Below are 17,154 nucleotides of genomic sequence, written 5' to 3' on the forward strand. Positions count from 1 at the left end.
GTTATTGGATCGAATAGATTAACTGAAACTGGCCCTGATTTTGAAATAAGTCTTGCCATTATGCGCGCCGGACGCGGACACATCCAGCGGCACATCTCCTTTGAACTGAATATGAATGGTCATTTCCTCAGTTTCAGAAGGGTTAAAAACTTCCAGAAACTTACAGGTACTCATTTCCTTCAATGCCAATGGCTTTCCCAGAGCCTTTGCAAGAACAGATTTCACCATTTCAAGCTGAACTACGCCCGGAAGTACCGGCGAGCCGGGAAAATGCCCTTGAAAAACCGGATGCGAGGCATCGATTCCCATCTGGCAGTTGATCTGGTCCCCGTTCTGATCCAGGCTCAGGATCGTGTAAAGGTCATTTAAGGCCATCAGAGTTCTTTGAAAAGGTTATCCGCGATCGGCTGGTTAAATTTCTCCTGCTGGAATTTCATCATGCTCTTGTCGCCGCCTTTCTCAAAAAATGAAAGCTCTTTCAGGTGCAGGGAGCTTTTCGAAAAGTTCATGGTGATTTTAGAATAGATATTTTTCAACCGTCGGTTGACGGGCGTGAGCACGATCTGATAATGGTCTTCGTTTTCCAGACAAGCTGTCGAAAAGCCCTTATTCTGCTGAAAATCGCCATTCACAAGCCCAATCATCAGTTCCTTAATCTGCGCGGCCATGCGCCCGGCCTGTCCCACATTCTTTTCCTTGCTTCCCTCCTGCACACGCAGCTTATCCCCGTTGATCAGGATAACGTATTTCGAAGGTGTCCGCTGCTCCCAGCGCATCTTGTCCTTTTGCTGGTAATAGAATAAACCGCCCGATTTCTCGGGTTCTTTCAGCACGGCCAGGTATTTTTCTTCGGTAAATGATGCCTGAATGGACGTGGTGGCCTGCGAAGTTTTACGCAGGTCGGCCAATACCTTTTCCGGGTTTGCCACCGGTTTGAACGACTGCGCAAAAACGGTGGTGGCAAGACACGTCAGACAGCTAATGATCAATAAATTAATTCGTTTCATAAGGCTCCTTCCCGATCAGTCGCGGGAGCGGTTCTATTTTAATACCCATTTCACGGCAATGCCCGATGATGTCCGGCAGCGTATCGGCTGTCAGCGGCAGATGGTCATGGAGCAGAACGATGTCCCTGGGTTTTAATTTTGAAATGATTTTTTGAATAAGCTGGTACTTGTTCTTCGCACGCGTATCCATGCTCCGGAGCGACCAGCCGATCGACTCCATTTTCAAATCCTTCAAAACTCCTGCATATCGCGGATTGGTCACGCCGAATGGAGGCCGGAAGAATACCGGCACCTGGCCTGTAATGTCGCGGATCGCTTCGTTGCATCGTTGGATGTCGGACCGAAGCTTTTTGCTCGAAAACAGACCAATCAGGTAATGATGGCTGTATGAATGGTTCGCGATCGTATGGCCTTCTTCCACGATCTGCCGCAGAAGGTCAGGATACTCCACGGCTTTCCTCCCTATCACGAAAAAGGTCGCTTTTACGTTGTTTTCCCGTAGTGTTTCGAGAATGCGGGGCGTCGATTCAGGATCGGGACCGTCGTCGAAGGTCAGCGCAATCGCTTTAACGCGGCCTTTATTGATGGACTTAACAAAATAATTAGCCTGGATTTGTGACGAACCGTAAGCTACCACACTGATAAAAAGCAGTGCAATACCACCCAGCACAAACCACAGATAATCTGTTTCCCCAAAAATGACGAAACTCAGGGCGGCCGCAGTAATGCAGAAGGCTATGACCAGGTTATGCTTCAACGGATTGCAGCAGGATTAGTCCCAAATTACTTTTTCGCAAGGCATTACAAATCAACACGTTTTTAAGTGAGGCATTGGTTTGCAACGAATCCACAGCATAATGTAACGCAAACGCCGAAGCAGTTGCATATACACCGGAAAGTGGCAGGTAGGGCACATTTCCTTTAACACCCTGCACAGGTTCTCCCGCATGGAAAACCAGATCAACGTCACTTGCATTCAAACCATTACGGATCAGAAAAGCATCGATTTCCGCTTCTGCATTTTCAATTCCGCCGGTTGTATGGACGTCAGTCAAGATAGCCGCGGCATTACCCCTATTTTCCTTTGAAAGCACAAAAAAAGAAGCGCCGGAAGTAAGTCGAGCCGGGGCTTCAAACGACAATTGAGCCGCAATATCTTCCAGGATATCAATATGCTCGTCGGCTGCGCCTACCAACACGTGCCGATCACCTTCCCGCAGGAGCATCGACGCATCCAGCAATGCGTGTTCGAATGAAAGCGTATTCTGCGTGTGTGTCATGTTATAACCATGGTTGCCAATGCTCAGCGAAATCTGCCCGGCCATGGTATTGTGTGTGGATTGTATAAATGATGTGGGTGGAAGCAGGCCGTCCACGGTAAGCGACGTGTTCAGAAATTTCTCGGTGTCATGCAAGCAGCCTAGCCCTGTTCCCACGACGATCGCGTCGGGTTGTTCAATTTCTGCTTGTGCGATGCAATCTTTGGAACAAGCCACCGCCATCCGTAAAATCTTGCTCATCCTGCGCAGCAACCCTGGATCAATATAAGCTTTATAATCAGGGCTGATCAACGCATTATCGGCAACGATCGGCCCCAAAGTCGACGAAAAACCCGGATTGCCAAAGGTCGGCTGGTGCGAAACCGTAGATGCCGCGGTAATGTACAATGCCGCTTTATTCATAGCGTGTAAAAACCAATGATGAATTATTGCCCCCAAAACCAAAGGAATTGGAAAGTACCGCATTTACTTCCGCGCCCGTTTCGAGTAGCGTAGCCGGTACCAATCCCGTTTCCGCAATCGAATCTTGGTAATTCAGGTTAGGATAAATGAGATGATGCTGGATGGCCAACACTGAAAATACCGCTTCGATAGCTCCCGCAGCAGCCAATGTGTGCCCGGTGAATGCCTTAGTAGAACTGAATGGCGGAATGTGATCTCCAAAAACATTCCGCAACGCGACGGACTCTGAATGATCGTTGTTTTTTGTGCCGGTGCCGTGGGCGTTCACATAGGAAACTTCATTAAGACCAATGCCCGCACGGCGGATCGCATTTTCAATGGCCAAAGTGGCTCCTTTTCCATCCGGTGATGACGCCGTCTGATGGTAGGCGTCAGCCGCGTTGGCCCAGCCGCTTACATTGCAAATAGGCCTGTTACCAGTCAATTGAAGGCTTTTTTCCCCTTCAAGTAACAAGAACCCAGCACCTTCGCCCAGGTTCAACCCAGCGCGCGATTCATCAAATGGCCGGCACCATTGCTCATCATAGATCATCAGCGACCGGAAACCATCGATCGTAAAGCGGCTCAATGCATCGGATCCACCCACGAGGACTCGGTCAAGCGTGCCTTGCAGGATCAGACGCGCACCGAGCATGATCGCATTCGCACCCGATGAGCAGGCTGTCGAAAGTGTATTGATATAACCTGAAATACCCAGTTCCGCTGCAATGCGCTCGGTGGTGCTGCCACTGTCGTGCGTGGTCAGTACTTGGTAATCGGGGGAATTTTGAGAAAGATAATCTTTATAAAAAACCTCGCTACGGTCCATGCCGCCCACCGAAGTAGCCGAAATAATGCCGGTACGGATAACTCCCGAACGCTTGTTGTCCCCCCAGGCTTCACGTGCAGCCTGCAAGCCGAGCAGGGAGGTCCGCGAAACGTACTCCGTGCCGACATTTAATGACTTGCGTAAATCCTCATTGGAAGCCTTTACCTCCCCAGCCAGCGAAGCCTTCGTGCCTTGCAGATACTGCAGCGGCCCGATGCCGGATTTCCCTTCCCGCAACGCGCTCAGGTTTTCCTCCACCGACATTCCAATGGCTGACACAACGCCGATACCGGTAATGCAAACGCCCATTCGGTGTAGTGGTTAAGCTGCCTTTCTTTTACGGATATACTCTGCCATCGTATCGATGGACCTGAATGCTTCCTTACCCTCTTCCGGATTGGTCAGCTGAATGCCGTGGTATTTTTCGAGGAGCACAATGAGTTCGAGCGCATCGATCGAGTCCAGCCCGAGGCCCTGGTCATTGAAAAGCAGCGCGTCGTCCGCGATATCCGCCACCGTCAGGTCTTCCAGGTTAAGTTGTTCGATAATCTGTTTTTTAAGATCTTCTTTTAAGCTATCCATACTTCTTGTTATTTGAGCTTGATTAATGTGTCGCAGCGGTCTCCAACAGGCGAAAAAGGTTTTCCTCGCTGAATTCCGTCCCGCCTTCTTTTTCCTCCACCGTAAAAAGAAACACGTCTGTATTGCCCGCTGTCACTTCCAGCCATCCGCACAATACCGCCTTTGAATCGGAAGAAGTCAGTATTTGTGCGTAGTTTTTGTAAAAATCAGGCGCGAATTTAGGCAATACGGCAAACATATTTTCACCGTACCATTTGTTCCGAATGGCTATTTCACCTATTACGATATTGGGTAATGTGTATACAAAAGTCGATGGACTAGGGGCGCTATTGGATGTGTAAGAATCTTTAAAACGTTGGTCTGTTTCCGCACTCGAAGACCTGTTGGCAAACAGCAGGGCTATCTCATCATCTCCGTATCCCATAATTCCCGGATTGATCTTTCTGAGCAGCTCCGAAGCCAGAAAGCCAGCCTGCGACAACTTATCCATTTTGTAAAACTTAGGATAGCTAAAATCGAAATGCCTATAAATTTGTTTGAACCACGAGTCTTCCAAAGCAACATTCCGACGCAGCTTTACTTCTCCATTCACCGCACAGACATCCTCTGTCAATCTGCAATATGCAGTAATCACGCTCATATCTTTCTGATTAACAACGATGCATTACCTCCTCCAAAACCTGATGCAGTTTTGAGTACAGTTTTCAATGACGCCCGGGTATTCTTTGTAATAATGTTCAACGGTCTCGAAACGCCGTTATTCAGGTATCCCAGGCTTTCCAACAACATTCCGTTCCTTATCATCTGCATAGAAACAGTGGTTTCAATAACGCCGGCGGCACCGAGCGTGTGCCCGTAATAGCCTTTCAAACTGTTCAACGGAATGTGAGAAAGGTTCATACTATCAAATGCTATGGACTCCATTTCGTCATTAAATATCGTTCCAGTTCCATGAGCAGAAATAAAATCGATTTCGTCCCCTGATACATCATTGTACCTCAGTGTCTTTAGCACGCTTCTTACCAGCCCCTCTCCCGTCCGTGATGGTCCGGAAATGTGGTTCGCATCGTTCGCGCTCGTGCCTGTGAGTAATTCCAGCGGCGGATCTTTGAAAACCGATTTCGTGCCCGAAACCAGCACCGCGCCGCTTCCTTCTCCTAATGTAATGCCATTCCGGGCCGCATCGAATGGCGCGCAGGGTTTATCACTGACGGCAAAAAGCGACTGAAAACCATATAGCACAAAATCTGAAGCAAGATCGCAACCTACTACAATCACATGTTCGAACTGGCCGTTTTTGATCATATTACCCGCCGCATTCAGGGCGAGCACACCTGAAATACAGGCATTGGAAATGACCATTGGCAAATGCGCAAGGCCGAGCTGCTGCTGCACCGCGACGTTAGTTTCGCTGAATTGGTCGTTTATATTGTCGTCCAGCGCACCTTTGGTGGAACTGATGAGCACCATGGTCCGATCCGACGACACGATGGACGCGTCAATCTTCGCTACAAGAGTTGACAAGGCCTTGACAACCAACTGCTGAAAACGTAACGAACCGTTCAAAGCGGCGATCCTGGCTAAATGAATATCCTCGCCATTGAACCCTGCCGAAGGCACCAGCGCGATGCCGCTGCGGTTGGCACTGATAGCCTGCCAGTTATCCTCCGCATTATCACCCAGCGGGCTTACGATCACCTCGGCACCAATGTAAATCATAAATCGTACTTCGCTTTCCAATCCCTGTAAAAGTCCGGCGAAATGAGTTCCAGCTCACGCGAATCACGATCGAGGAAGACCTGCATCGTTTTGCCTGTGGCGCACAGTTGTCCGGTGGTCACATTGATCACCTCGTATTCAAACTGAATTTTCGCGGATTTGGTAGGAATATATTTTGTAATGACTTTGATGGCATGTCCGTAATGAACCGGTGCCTTATGATCGATCTCTGACTTGACAATAGGGGTTACAAAACCTTTGTCATGGATTTGCAGATATTCCAAACCGTATTTCCTTCCAAAAGCCTCACGTCCGTCTTCAAAAAACTTCAAATAGTTGCCATGCCAAACCACTCCCATGGCGTCGGTTTCACTAAACCGGATATCTATATCTATTTCTGAAGAAATCATGCAATCAGTTATTAGGGGTTACTCGCTTACTACAATTTTCAACTCACAACCCAGCAAGATACGCCCATCCAGTGAACTTTCGCCCTTTACAAGGTAAATATTTCCCAACTGGTGCATGGGGGTCACAACCGTACGGATCGTAACACCTACGGGAGGAAGCTCATGCACAAGCACTTTGCTCACAGCCCCGATAAACCCAACTTTGGGCTCTCCCCCTTCGCTGGCATCGAGGTAACCGAAAGACGCGGCGCAAGTCTGCGCGATGTGTTCGATGAGCCCCGTTTCCTGGAAATATCCGTCCTGCACCAGGACATTATCCTCCCTGACCTTAAAATCCGATTCGAACCGCTCCCTGGTGGCACCGAGGAGGTTATCGACCATCACAAATGGCTCGCGATGAGGGATGTAGTCGGTAATGGCACCTTTCGCGACGATCATTATTGAAAGAAATTGAAATAGTTAAACCATTGTTCAGGAAATGCTTTCACTTTTCGTTCCAGCTCTTCAACATACAACCGGGCGATCTCCTCGGGCTTCATTCTCGCTTCAATAGGCTTGGTGGCGCTTAAATGATAGCTGTACTGGCCGTCTTTGGCCGCAAAAACAAACGTAACCGGCGCATTGAACTTCGAAGCGATCACAAACGGGCCGTACGGGAATTTCGCCTTTTTGCCCAGAAAATCCATTTCGATATACTTAGCCCCCTCCAGATACCGATCGGCGTGAATGGCCACGAATTCGTTGCTGACCAACGCATTACGAATCGATATAATATGAGAAAGATCGTCCTTGATCGCAATTACCTTGAATCGTGAACCGCCCGTGGACAAATCCATGTATCTCTTGATGTTCTCGACTTCGGCATCCAGCATCACGATATTAATGGTCGGGGTAATGCGCCCTTTGAGCAGGTTACCCGCTGTTTCCCAGTTACCTACATGTGCGCTGAGCAAAATCCCACCTCTACCTGCATCGCGGATGTCGATCAGGTATTGTTCGTTTTCAAAAATGTGTGAAAATTTCCGGTCCTTGCCGAGCAGGAACGCCGCACGATCGACGAGCGTCTGCCCAAATATGTAAAAATTCCTGCGTGCCATTTTTCTGGCATCGGAACCGGTAACGTGAAGGGTATTCTGATAAAAATCCAGCAGCGCCTGCCGTGGCTTGGCTGCAAAAAGGTAATAGTAATAAGTAACCACCCGCAGGAGCCCGTAAGCGAATCCGAGCCCCAGGGTATTGATAAAAAACAGGAAAATTTTGTAACCCGTTAACGATCCCTTGGTCTTACCGTCCCAACGGCTCATTCTTACAATGCGAGTTTCTGACGGATAAGCTGATAGAAGTCGCCGAATGTAACGATTCCCTTAAAATCCTCTCCGGTAAGCTTCACATTGAGATTTTCATCGATAAGCACAACCAGGTCGACGTAGTCGAGACTATCCAGATCCAGCGTATCTTTCAGACTGTTTTCAGGAAGAATCGAATCCCGGTCCACCTCAAATTCCTCAGACAAAAAATCTCTGGTCTCTTCAATTACTTCTTCCCAACTCATTTTAACGTCGTTAGCATACATAGCTGCAAAATTAGTTTATTCTTACCGATAGTTTAAAAATATTCCCAAATTTTCAAAAAAAGCACACGCATCACACAATAATTTCAACTGAAAATCATTGCAACCGACGGATGGAATATTGGAGGTTAACAAAAATACGAAATTTCATTTCCCGGCGACCGCCGTTCACGAAGTTGTAGTAGTAATGTGACCCAGTTGGAAACCCGGTTGGAAACCCAGTTGGAAACCCGGTTGGAAACCCGGTTGCCCCCCGGTCGGAGACCCACTGGCGGTCAGATCTTCCTCACGATCAGCGTCGAATTGGTTCCGCCGAAGCCAAATGAGTTGGATAAAAAGCAGTTGATTTCCTGCTCCCGAGTCTCAGCAACGATATTGATTTTCGCAGAATCGTCGTCCGGGTTTTCGAAGTTGATGTTCGGTGCGATGAATGAATTTTGCATCATCAGCAGGGAGTACACGATCTCACTCGCTCCGGCCATCCAGCATTCATGCCCGGTCATCGATTTGGTGGAGCTTACCGGCACATCTGCACCAAATACCTCAAAGATAGCCCGCGCCTCACTGCCGTCACCCACAGGCGTGGAGGTGGCATGGGCATTGATGTAGTCGACAGCCTGAATAGAAATCCCAGCCTGTTTCAATGCCATTTGCAGGGAACGCGTCTGACCGTCAATGCTTGGATTGGAAATATGGTCGCCATTGGACGAGAAACCGTAACCGATGAGCTCGCCTAGAATAGGCGCGCCACGCTTCATGGCTGCTTCGTAAGATTCCAGGATAACCGTCGCTGCGCCCCCGCTCGGGATCAGTCCGTCGCGGTCGCGGTCAAATGGGCGGGAGGCTTTTTCGGGCTCCGATTCGCGGACCGAGAATGTGCCGAGGCCATCGAAGCTGGCCATGGCCGATGCATTGATCTCCTGCGCGCCCCCGCAAATTACGCGCTCCTGCAAACCCTGGCTGATCATCAGGTAACCCATCCCGATCGAATGCGAGCCCGACGCGCAAGCCGCACTCAATGTGAAATTGATCCCTTTCAGCTTGAAGATCGTCGAAAGGTTCATATTCACGGTGCTGTTCATGTTCTGGAAAATGGCACCGCTGCCAATGAGGGTTGTATCATGTTTTTCACGCACCTTATCCACCGCTTCTACGACAGACGCCGCAGTACTGTCGTTGCCATAAATGATGCCGGTTTCGGTTTTTTCCAGGAAATCGATATCCAATCCAGACAATGCAAGTGCTTCGTGCGTAGCCATATACGCATACAATGCAGGCTGGTGCATCCCCACGCGTTGGCGGCGCGAGAGGTAGTTTTTCAGATCAGGTTCCTCTACCATGCCCGTGAGAGCCGAGCGAAAACCGAAATCCTTGCGTGACTGATCGAATACGATTCCACTTTTACCTGCATACAACGACTGCGTCACCTCGCCCAGGTTTTTGCCCAGACAAGAGTAAATGCCGATACCGGTAATGACGACCCTATGGCTCATGGATTATGAGTAAATTCCTCCGTTGATATTAATAACCTCACCCGTAATGTACGCGGCCTTGTCGGAAACCAGGAAGCTCACCAGGTGCGCTACTTCCTCCGCCTTGCCAAAACGGTTCATGGGTATCATTTGTTTCAATTCGTCCTCGTTGAGATCTTTGGTCATATCGCTGGTGATAAAACCCGGAGCGACTGCGTTCACAGTAATTTTCCGTTTGGCAACCTCCTGAGCAAGCGATCTCGAGGCCGCGATAATGGCCCCTTTCGCGGCAGAGTAGTTGGTTTGCCCCGCTACTCCTTTTAACCCTGACACCGATGCAATGTTGACAATCCGTCCTGAACGTTTACGCAGCATTTGCTGAATGGCATTCTGGGTCACATTGTAAAGTCCTTTGACGGAAATATTCAGCACATCGTCCCAATCTTTTTCAGCCATCCACATAAACAGCCCATCGCGGGTAATCCCTGCGTTGTTTACCAAAACCCCGATAAACTTGTCTTCGTTCTTTTCGCGCCAGCCGTTCAATGCCGCATCCACTTCTTCCTTATTCTGCACATTGAAATGTAACAGCTCGCCATTACCTCCGTTTGACTGGATTTCAGCTAATGTTTCCTGAGCAGCAGCCTCGTTTGAAGCATAGTTGATCAATATATATAAACCATGATCCTTGGCCAGCTGAACCGCGATGGCCCTGCCGAGTCCTCTGGATGCACCGGTTACCAATGCGCAATTCATAGGTGAAATGGGGTTTCTTTAATGTATTCAAAAACGGCTGCAATGCTTTCCGACTGCGGCACGTCGCCCGTTACGAAATGTGCCCTCTGGCGAATCTGCTTGTAAATGGATTGCGCATTCGGTGAAAGTTTCTCTTTTTCCTCGGGATGCAGCAGGTCAATCGCCTGGCAAATCGCCATGATATGGATCGACATTACCTGGAATGCATTTTCAAGCACCTGCTTTGCGATTACCGCGCTATTGGTACCCATGCTGACGATATCCTGGTTGTCGTTGTTATTGGGAATACTGTGAATGTAAATCGACGTCGACAACGCCTGGCTTTCGGCTGTGGTAGAGGTGGCCGTAAATTGCACGCCCTGGAAACCGAAGTTCAAACCCCAGGTGCCTGCATTCAGGAAAGGCGGAAATTTGCCATTCAGTTTGCTGTTCATCAGGAAGTTGAGCTGGCGTTCCATCAGCATGGTCAGTTTTGTGAGAACCAGCTTTACTTTATCCATTTCCAGGGAAATATAGTCGCCATGGAAGTTACCGCCGTGGAAAACATTGTCATCCTCAGGCTGTACGATCGGGTTATCATTGGTTGAATTCAACTCATTTTCAACCACTTCCTGGGCATAATTCAGGGTATCGAGTACGGGACCGAGGATTTGCGGCACGCAGCGGATCGAGTAGTACTCCTGAATTTTACGTTCGAATTCGGTCTTCTGCATCGCGGTGTCATCGCGGAACAGCTCTTCCCGGCTGCGGATCAAGCCACTCCCAGCCACAAAGTCGCGCATATGCTGTGCCACCATTTGCTGACCTTTGTGGTGTTTTACGGCATTCAGTTGCTTGGAAAATGAATCATCAAATGACTCGATCGCTTCATTAATCATCGACGAAGCGGTGATGGCCCATTGCACCAGCCGTTTGGCATAAATGAGGTTAATAGCAGCCATCCCGGTCATACAGGAAGTTCCATTGATCAGCCCGAGGCCATCGCGGAGCTCCATTTTGAGTGGCTTAATGCTCTTTTCAGCCAGTACTTCGGCCGTTTTGCGACGAGTGCCATTGTCGTACACATGCCCTTCACCGATCAGGTTCAGGCCCAGATGCGAGAGTTGTACAAGGTCACCGCTGGCGCCAACGCTACCATGTTCGAAGATTTCGGGTACGATGTCGTTGTTCAAAAACGTCACCAACTGCTTGATCACGGCCGTGCTTACACCTGAGTTGGCCTGTAAAAATGAATTCAGGCGCGCGAGCATGACGGCGCGTGCATATATTTCGTTCAGCGGCTTCCCTACCCCGCTGGAATGGCTGCGGATCAGGTTGTATTGCAGATTATTGAGCTGGTCGGTTTCGATGCGGTATTGCGCCATCGGGCCAAAACCGGTATTGATACCGTATATGATTTTATCCTTGGAGAAGTTCGTTAAAAAAGCAAAGGATTGGGATACTTGATGGAGGGTGTCTTCGGCTAAGATAAATTCCTTCTTTTCAAAAGCATACTGCTCGATATGAGCTAATGAAATACGATTCATTTAGTGCTGGCGTAATTTAATATGGTGTAAAATAAATCTTTTTTTGCGGTTTTGGCAAACAGGAACCGGTGAGCGGTAGCAGGCATGGAAGTTGCCTGAGTGATACAATTCATTAATTTTGTCGGACATTCACGTTTCCCCTGTCAATGCTAGGAGATATACTATTAAGGCTAAACAAATTCCTTTCAAGTCACAAACCCGCGTTTTTTGTTAGCCTGCTTGTCATTGTCAGTATCCTCCTGGCCGGGATAGCACGGCTAAAAGTAACCGAAAGTATTTTCGCCACCTTACCGAAGGGCAAAAGCTTCGAAGAGTTCAACCGATTGGTGGAAAGTAAAAATATCATCAATCAGATCGTATTTTCCCTAGAAATCCCCGCCGAAACGGATACCGACGGCGCACGTGAAATGGCCGAGGATTTCTCCGATTCACTGGGCCGCTACACCAACGGCTTCGTCCGCAATATCCAGGCCGAGCGCCCCAATGTGCAGGAAGATGTATATCAATATGTATACAGCCATTTCCCGCAACTGATCGACCCTTCTTACTATCGCCATGTCGAGTCGCGCATTATCCCCGATTCGATCCGCGCCTCGGTTACCTCGACTTACAAACAGTTACTAACTCCTGGCGGCTCATTTTTAAAACAATTTGTGCTTAATGACCCACTGGGCATCACCGGCCAGTATTTTCGTCAGCTCAATGCGGCCAACAACAGCAACGCCATGGTGATAGACGACGGCATGATGTTCACCGCCGACCGCAAAAGCGTGCTCATTTTTGCCTCCACCAGCTTCGATTCCGGCAGTTCCGACAAGAATGTGGCACTTTTTGAGCTTATGGAGGCATTCCAGGCCAAATGGAACCGTCAGCACCGTTACAACAAGTTCTCCTATTTCGGTACATTCGAAATTGCTGCGCGAAATGCCATTCAGGTGAAGCAAGACTCTTATTTCACTTCCTTCCTTGCATTGGCAGGTATTCTTGTGCTCCTGATCGCCTACTACCGCAAGCTGCTTATACCTATATATATTACGTTGCCCGGCATATTCGGAGCGCTGTTCGCATTAGGTATGACCGGCTACATCCGGCCCGAAATTTCAGGCATATCGCTTGCCACCGGCGCGGTGATCTTCGGCATTTTGCTCGACTATGCATTCCATTTCTTCACACACCTAAGGCATACGCATTCCATTCCGGTTGCGATCAAGGAGGTAAGCGGTCCACTGCTCACGGGCAGTTTTACCACGGTCATGGCGTTTAGCGCGTTGCATTTCGCCAATTCGACGGTCTTGCAGGATTTCGGGCTGTTTTCCTCGCTTAGTTTGTTCGGCGCTGCTTTATTCACGCTTACCGCATTGCCTGTCGTCCTGGAATCGACCCGATTCGACACAAAAAAAATACCCGATGAACATGATTCGTTCCGAATCCCCACCCTTCCCGATCGCTGGCGAGGTGTTACATTGGCTGGCATCGCGGTGCTCACGATCATTTTCCTCTATTTTTCCGGCGGCACCGAATTCGACGCCGGCTTTGAAAACCTCAGCATCCAGGATCCGGAACTGAGCGGCCGGGAGGAGGCCCTAACCGGCATTGATCCACGAAAGCAAAAGCGGATTTACGTTTTTGCTTCCGACCCGAGCCGCGCAGTGGCCGAGCAAGTCAACCACCACGCGTATCAAAAACTGGCCGCATTGCGAAGTGAAGGACGCATTATCAGCTTCGTCTCTTCCGGGTCGCTGCTCATCCCGCAAAACCTGAAACAGGAGCGGACGAAGCGCTGGCAGAATTTCTGGACGCCCGGCCGCACCGATTCCACATTCCGCGTGCTCAACCAGGCCGCGGCGAAGAATGGTTTCAATGCTTATGCTTTCAACGATTTCAAAGGCTGGATCGCCGGACGGAGCCCTTCCAGGATCTCGCTCGACACACTTTTCAGCGAGCTGGGTGTTGATAATCTGATCGACATCAAAGCTTCCGGCACTACTTTTATTTCCACCGTCGTAGTCGATCAGGCAAAACTGACCGATGTCAAAAAGGAATTGCGGCAGATCAAAGGCGTCGAACTTTTCGACCGGGGCGAGCTGGCGGGCGAGTTGCTGACGATGGTGAAGGACGATTTTAATTACCTGCTGCTGATTTCGGCATCCATAGTATTTTTCACATTGCTTCTCGTGTACGGCCGTATCGAGCTCACATTGCTGTCGTTCCTGCCAATGGTCATCAGCTGGATCTGGATCCTGGGCATTGCGGCCATTCTCGGCATCAAGTTCAACTTCGTAAATGTGATCGTGACCACTTTCATATTCGGTCTGGGCGACGATTTCAGCATTTTCGTTACCGACGGACTTTTGAGCAAATATAAATCGGGCAAGGACACCCTCCGCTCGTATCAGTCGGCCATTGCATTATCCGCTACCACCACACTTATCGGAACCGGGGTATTGATCTTTGCGAAACACCCGGCCATCCATTCGATTGCGCTTATCAGCGTACTGGGGATCGTTTGTATCCTCTTCATTTCCTTCGTGTTCCAGCCTGCCCTTTTTGCGTTTTTTGTACAAAAACGAATCGCCAAAAAGAAAGCGCCTGTCACGATGCTACCGTTCCTGATCAGCCTGTCGAGCTTCACCTATTTTCTTTCGGGCTGCCTGTTTTTGCATTCCAAGCTGGTAACCATCCTGCTATTGCCTATTTCAAAGAGAAAGAAGAAAGCTGCGATCAATCACTCGTTGTCGTTTTATGCCAAAACGGTGATCTATTCCGGGCCGCATGTGAAGAAGAATTTATCGGGCCTGGAAAATTTGGATATGAACAAACCGGTGGTCTTTATTGCTAATCACACTTCATTCCTCGACATCCTGCTGGCCATTATGCTGCATCCGAAGATCGTGTTGATGGTAAAAGGCTGGGTGTACAAATCGCCATTTTTCGGGCCTATTATTCGTTTTGCGGGCTATGTGTACAGCGAAGACGGGCCGGAAGAAAACATCGTGAAAGTAAGGGCGCTTGTGGCCGACGGCTATTCTGTGCTCATTTTCCCAGAAGGAACACGGTCCGAAGATGGCGAAATTGCCCGCTTCCACAAAGGCGCATTTTACCTCGCAGAGCAACTCAACCTTGATATCCAGCCCATATTGCTGCATGGCGCACACGATGTTTTGCCCAAAAATGACTTTCTCATCCGCTCCGGCGCGCTCAATGTACGCGTGCTGCCGCGTATTACCTACGCGGACGAGCGCTGGGGAACTACGCTCCGAGACAAGACCAAGCAGATTGCCGCATTCTTCAAGCAGGAATTCGCGGCATTCAAATACGAAATGGAGGATACCGGTTATCTGAAACACCGGATTTTCTCTAATTATGTGTTCAAAGGGCCGGTTTTGGAATGGTATTTCAAAGTGAAATGGCGACTGGAAAGCGAAAATTTCACCTATTATAACCAGGTGATCGGTGACCGCAGGCGCATTCTGGATGTGGGCTGCGGATACGGGTACTTGTCGTTTTTCCTGCATTACAAGAATGAAGAGCGGATCATCACGGGCATCGATTACGACGAGGAGAAGATCGGGATCGCGGAAAACAGTTACAACAAAACCGGAAATCTGCGCTTTGTGTACCAGGATATTATGACCGCCGATCTCGGCACGCAGGACGTCATCTTTTTAAATGATGTCCTGCATTATTTATCCAAAGAAAAACAACTTATTTTGCTCGATCGTTGTGCCGCGGCGCTGCAACCCGGCGGTATACTTTTCATCCGCGACGGCATTACCGATCTGACCGCCAAACACCAGAACACAAAAAAAACCGAAGCATTGTCGACAGGCCTGTTCGCATTTAACCGCAAGACCGACGAGTTTTATTTTTTCTCGTCGCAGGATGTCCGTGACTATGCAATTCGGCATGGTTTTGGTTATGAAATGCAGGAACATTCGGCGAACACTTCCAACGTACTTTTTGTGTTGAGGAAGCCTTCCCCTTCTTTCACGCCGATTACTAACTAGCATTTTTTCATTAGCTATATAAATGCAAACTTCCGCTGTGCAAAAGGAATATGATTTTGTGATTGTAGGGAGCGGACTGGGCGGTCTGGCTTGTGCCAACATTCTCGCTATGGAAGGTTACAGTGTAGTGGTGCTGGAAAAAAACCACCAGATCGGGGGACATTTGCAGGTTTACAGCCGTGATAAAAGCATTTACGACACCGGCGTGCATTATGTGGGCGGGCTCGACAAAGGCGAAAATCTCCACCAGTTCTTTAAATATTTAGGCATTCTCGACAAGCTGAAATTGAAACGGCTCGACAACGACCGGTTCGATGTGATTCGTTTCGGCGATGGCTGCGAATATGCTTATGCGCAGGGAATTGAACATTTTGAAGAACAACTCATCTCCTACTTCCCCGAAGAAGCGGCAGCCATTCGCACCTATTGCGCAAAGCTGGTAGAAACATGTTCCAAATTCCCGCTTTACAATCTCGAAACGTCAGGTGAGAGCTATCTTGCCGACGAAAGCGTGTTAGCGCTGAATGCTTTCGACTACATCGCCTCGCTGACGAACAATATCCGATTGCGGAATGTGCTGGCGGGTAGTAACCTCCTTTATGCGGGTGTAAAACACAAAACGCCCTTCTACGTGCATGCGCTCATCATGAAAAGCTATCTGACGGGTGCTTACAAGTTTATCGACGGCGGTTCACAGATCGCTATCCAGCTCAGCCGGTCGCTAAGGCAGCATGGAGGCCAGATTTTCAAGTATAAAAAGGTAGTGGCCGCTAACTATGATGACAAAGGGCGTATTACCGAAGTAGTATGCGAGAATGGCGAGACATTCCGCGGCAAAGAGTTTATCTCCAATGTGCATCCCGTTGTAACGATTGACATTTTTGGCCAGGAACGGTTTCTGAGTATTTACAAAAATCGGGTACAGGCTCTGGAAGATAGCATTTCGACCTTTCTGGTGCATGTTTCCTTTCATGATAACACATTTGAATACCTGAATTACAATATCTACCAGCATCATCTCGACGACGTCTGGGGCGGAATCGATTACGACAAGCCCACCTGGCCTCAGACCTATTTTATTTGCACGCCTTACATCTCAAAAAAAGGCAAGTATGCCGATTCGATGTCGATCATGACTTACATGAATGCCTCGGAAACGGAGGAATGGGCTGGTACATTCAGCACGGTGGCCGAGCCCGGCAAGCGGAATGAAGCGTATGAGCAATTCAAAAAAGAGCGGGAAGCGAAGGTGATTGCTAAGCTGGAAAGCGTCTTTCCGGGAATTTCGGGCATGATCAAAGCCGTACATAGCGCGTCGCCGCTTACATTCCGCGACTATATCGGCAACCGCAATGGGACGATGTACGGCATCATGAAAGATTCTTCGTCACCGTTACGCACACGGATCAACACCCGCACCAAAATCCCCAACTTACACCTGACCGGGCAGAACGTGTCCCTTCACGGCATCTTGGGAGTGACGGTCAGCGCATTTGTAACATGCTTCTCATTTATAGATAAAGAACAACTTATTCAAAAAGTAAAAAACGCCTGA

Annotated in this window: 17 protein-coding genes; 2 read left to right on the forward strand and 15 right to left on the reverse strand. The window is 49.0% G+C overall.

Annotation, left to right across the window (positions count from 1 at the left end; all coding sequences use genetic code 11):
• Window positions 1-18: 18 nt before the first annotated feature.
• The 15 genes from LZD49_RS25125 to hutH form a co-directional block, all read right to left on the reverse strand.
• Window positions 19-375, reverse strand: a complete 357-nt coding sequence (locus LZD49_RS25125; protein WP_234670447.1) for a 3-hydroxyacyl-ACP dehydratase — start codon at window positions 373-375, stop codon at window positions 19-21.
• Window positions 375-1,007 (reverse strand): outer membrane lipoprotein carrier protein LolA, encoded by a 633-nt coding sequence (locus LZD49_RS25130; RefSeq protein ID WP_234670448.1) that lies wholly within the window; start codon window positions 1,005-1,007, stop codon window positions 375-377. Before LZD49_RS25130 ends, LZD49_RS25125 begins: the two co-directional genes overlap by 1 nt.
• On the reverse strand, window positions 994-1,764 hold the full coding sequence (locus tag LZD49_RS25135) for a polysaccharide deacetylase family protein (RefSeq protein WP_234670449.1): 771 nt from the start codon (window positions 1,762-1,764) through the stop codon (window positions 994-996). Before LZD49_RS25135 ends, LZD49_RS25130 begins: the two co-directional genes overlap by 14 nt.
• On the reverse strand, window positions 1,754-2,689 hold the full coding sequence (locus tag LZD49_RS25140) for a beta-ketoacyl synthase chain length factor (RefSeq protein ID WP_234670450.1): 936 nt from the start codon (window positions 2,687-2,689) through the stop codon (window positions 1,754-1,756). Before LZD49_RS25140 ends, LZD49_RS25135 begins: the two co-directional genes overlap by 11 nt.
• Window positions 2,682-3,866 (reverse strand): beta-ketoacyl synthase, encoded by a 1,185-nt coding sequence (locus LZD49_RS25145; protein ID WP_234670451.1) that lies wholly within the window; start codon window positions 3,864-3,866, stop codon window positions 2,682-2,684. The genes LZD49_RS25140 and LZD49_RS25145 overlap by 8 nt, the downstream gene beginning before the upstream one ends.
• A 12-nt stretch (window positions 3,867-3,878) precedes the next feature.
• On the reverse strand, window positions 3,879-4,139 hold the full coding sequence (locus tag LZD49_RS25150; protein WP_234670452.1) for a phosphopantetheine-binding protein: 261 nt from the start codon (window positions 4,137-4,139) through the stop codon (window positions 3,879-3,881).
• Window positions 4,140-4,161: 22 nt separating this feature from the next.
• Window positions 4,162-4,779 carry a hypothetical protein gene (locus tag LZD49_RS25155; RefSeq protein ID WP_234670453.1) on the reverse strand — a complete coding sequence of 206 codons (618 nt, stop codon included), beginning with the start codon at window positions 4,777-4,779 and terminating at the stop codon, window positions 4,162-4,164.
• A complete protein-coding gene (locus tag LZD49_RS25160) occupies window positions 4,776-5,858 on the reverse strand; it encodes a beta-ketoacyl synthase N-terminal-like domain-containing protein (protein ID WP_234670454.1) in 1,083 nt (360 codons plus the stop codon). The genes LZD49_RS25155 and LZD49_RS25160 overlap by 4 nt, the downstream gene beginning before the upstream one ends.
• Entirely contained in the window at window positions 5,855-6,268 is a 414-nt protein-coding gene (locus LZD49_RS25165; RefSeq protein ID WP_234670455.1) for a thioesterase family protein, read from the reverse strand. Before LZD49_RS25165 ends, LZD49_RS25160 begins: the two co-directional genes overlap by 4 nt.
• An 18-nt stretch (window positions 6,269-6,286) precedes the next feature.
• The gene (locus LZD49_RS25170) at window positions 6,287-6,706 is read right to left on the reverse strand and encodes a hypothetical protein (protein ID WP_234670456.1); all 420 of its coding nucleotides are present in this window, start codon (window positions 6,704-6,706) and stop codon (window positions 6,287-6,289) included.
• On the reverse strand, window positions 6,706-7,572 hold the full coding sequence (locus LZD49_RS25175; protein WP_234670457.1) for a lipid A biosynthesis acyltransferase: 867 nt from the start codon (window positions 7,570-7,572) through the stop codon (window positions 6,706-6,708). The genes LZD49_RS25170 and LZD49_RS25175 overlap by 1 nt, the downstream gene beginning before the upstream one ends.
• Before the next feature lie 2 nt (window positions 7,573-7,574).
• A complete protein-coding gene (locus LZD49_RS25180; protein WP_019941219.1) occupies window positions 7,575-7,841 on the reverse strand; it encodes a phosphopantetheine-binding protein in 267 nt (88 codons plus the stop codon).
• Window positions 7,842-8,113: 272 nt separating this feature from the next.
• Window positions 8,114-9,331 carry a beta-ketoacyl synthase gene (locus LZD49_RS25185; protein ID WP_234670458.1) on the reverse strand — a complete coding sequence of 406 codons (1,218 nt, stop codon included), beginning with the start codon at window positions 9,329-9,331 and terminating at the stop codon, window positions 8,114-8,116.
• 3 nt (window positions 9,332-9,334) lie between these two features.
• Window positions 9,335-10,066 (reverse strand): 3-oxoacyl-ACP reductase FabG, encoded by a 732-nt coding sequence (fabG, locus tag LZD49_RS25190; RefSeq protein WP_234670459.1) that lies wholly within the window; start codon window positions 10,064-10,066, stop codon window positions 9,335-9,337.
• Window positions 10,063-11,592, reverse strand: coding sequence for a histidine ammonia-lyase (gene hutH, locus LZD49_RS25195; protein ID WP_234670460.1), 1,530 nt, complete (start codon window positions 11,590-11,592; stop codon window positions 10,063-10,065). Before hutH ends, fabG begins: the two co-directional genes overlap by 4 nt.
• 146 nt (window positions 11,593-11,738) lie before the next feature.
• Between hutH and LZD49_RS25200 the strand changes: the two genes are divergently transcribed.
• Both LZD49_RS25200 and LZD49_RS25205 read left to right on the forward strand, forming a co-directional pair.
• Window positions 11,739-15,599 carry a trifunctional MMPL family transporter/lysophospholipid acyltransferase/class I SAM-dependent methyltransferase gene (locus LZD49_RS25200; RefSeq protein WP_234670461.1) on the forward strand — a complete coding sequence of 1,287 codons (3,861 nt, stop codon included), beginning with the start codon at window positions 11,739-11,741 and terminating at the stop codon, window positions 15,597-15,599.
• Window positions 15,600-15,621: 22 nt separating this feature from the next.
• Window positions 15,622-17,154, forward strand: coding sequence for an NAD(P)/FAD-dependent oxidoreductase (locus tag LZD49_RS25205; protein ID WP_234670462.1), 1,533 nt, complete (start codon window positions 15,622-15,624; stop codon window positions 17,152-17,154).

The sequence above is a fragment of the Dyadobacter sp. CY261 genome (assembly GCF_021440085.1).
Lineage (GTDB): Bacteria > Bacteroidota > Bacteroidia > Cytophagales > Spirosomataceae > Dyadobacter.

Excerpts from the sequence above, each read along its gene's own strand:
- LZD49_RS25165 (WP_234670455.1), bottom strand. The coding sequence starts at position 6,268 with ATGATTTCTTCAGAAATAGATATAGATATCCGGTTTAGTGAAACCGAC.
- LZD49_RS25175 (WP_234670457.1), bottom strand. The coding sequence starts at position 7,572 with ATGAGCCGTTGGGACGGTAAGACCAAGGGATCGTTAACGGGTTACAAA.
- LZD49_RS25155 (WP_234670453.1), bottom strand. The coding sequence starts at position 4,779 with ATGAGCGTGATTACTGCATATTGCAGATTGACAGAGGATGTCTGTGCG.
- fabG (WP_234670459.1), bottom strand. The coding sequence starts at position 10,066 with ATGAATTGCGCATTGGTAACCGGTGCATCCAGAGGACTCGGCAGGGCC.
- LZD49_RS25130 (WP_234670448.1), bottom strand. The coding sequence starts at position 1,007 with ATGAAACGAATTAATTTATTGATCATTAGCTGTCTGACGTGTCTTGCC.
- LZD49_RS25170 (WP_234670456.1), bottom strand. The coding sequence starts at position 6,706 with ATGATCGTCGCGAAAGGTGCCATTACCGACTACATCCCTCATCGCGAG.
- hutH (WP_234670460.1), bottom strand. The coding sequence starts at position 11,592 with ATGAATCGTATTTCATTAGCTCATATCGAGCAGTATGCTTTTGAAAAG.
- LZD49_RS25205 (WP_234670462.1), top strand. The coding sequence starts at position 15,622 with ATGCAAACTTCCGCTGTGCAAAAGGAATATGATTTTGTGATTGTAGGG.
- LZD49_RS25140 (WP_234670450.1), bottom strand. The coding sequence starts at position 2,689 with ATGAATAAAGCGGCATTGTACATTACCGCGGCATCTACGGTTTCGCAC.
- LZD49_RS25125 (WP_234670447.1), bottom strand. The coding sequence starts at position 375 with ATGGCCTTAAATGACCTTTACACGATCCTGAGCCTGGATCAGAACGGG.
- LZD49_RS25180 (WP_019941219.1), bottom strand. The coding sequence starts at position 7,841 with ATGTATGCTAACGACGTTAAAATGAGTTGGGAAGAAGTAATTGAAGAG.
- LZD49_RS25145 (WP_234670451.1), bottom strand. The coding sequence starts at position 3,866 with ATGGGCGTTTGCATTACCGGTATCGGCGTTGTGTCAGCCATTGGAATG.
- LZD49_RS25200 (WP_234670461.1), top strand. The coding sequence starts at position 11,739 with ATGCTAGGAGATATACTATTAAGGCTAAACAAATTCCTTTCAAGTCAC.
- LZD49_RS25150 (WP_234670452.1), bottom strand. The coding sequence starts at position 4,139 with ATGGATAGCTTAAAAGAAGATCTTAAAAAACAGATTATCGAACAACTT.
- LZD49_RS25185 (WP_234670458.1), bottom strand. The coding sequence starts at position 9,331 with ATGAGCCATAGGGTCGTCATTACCGGTATCGGCATTTACTCTTGTCTG.
- LZD49_RS25160 (WP_234670454.1), bottom strand. The coding sequence starts at position 5,858 with ATGATTTACATTGGTGCCGAGGTGATCGTAAGCCCGCTGGGTGATAAT.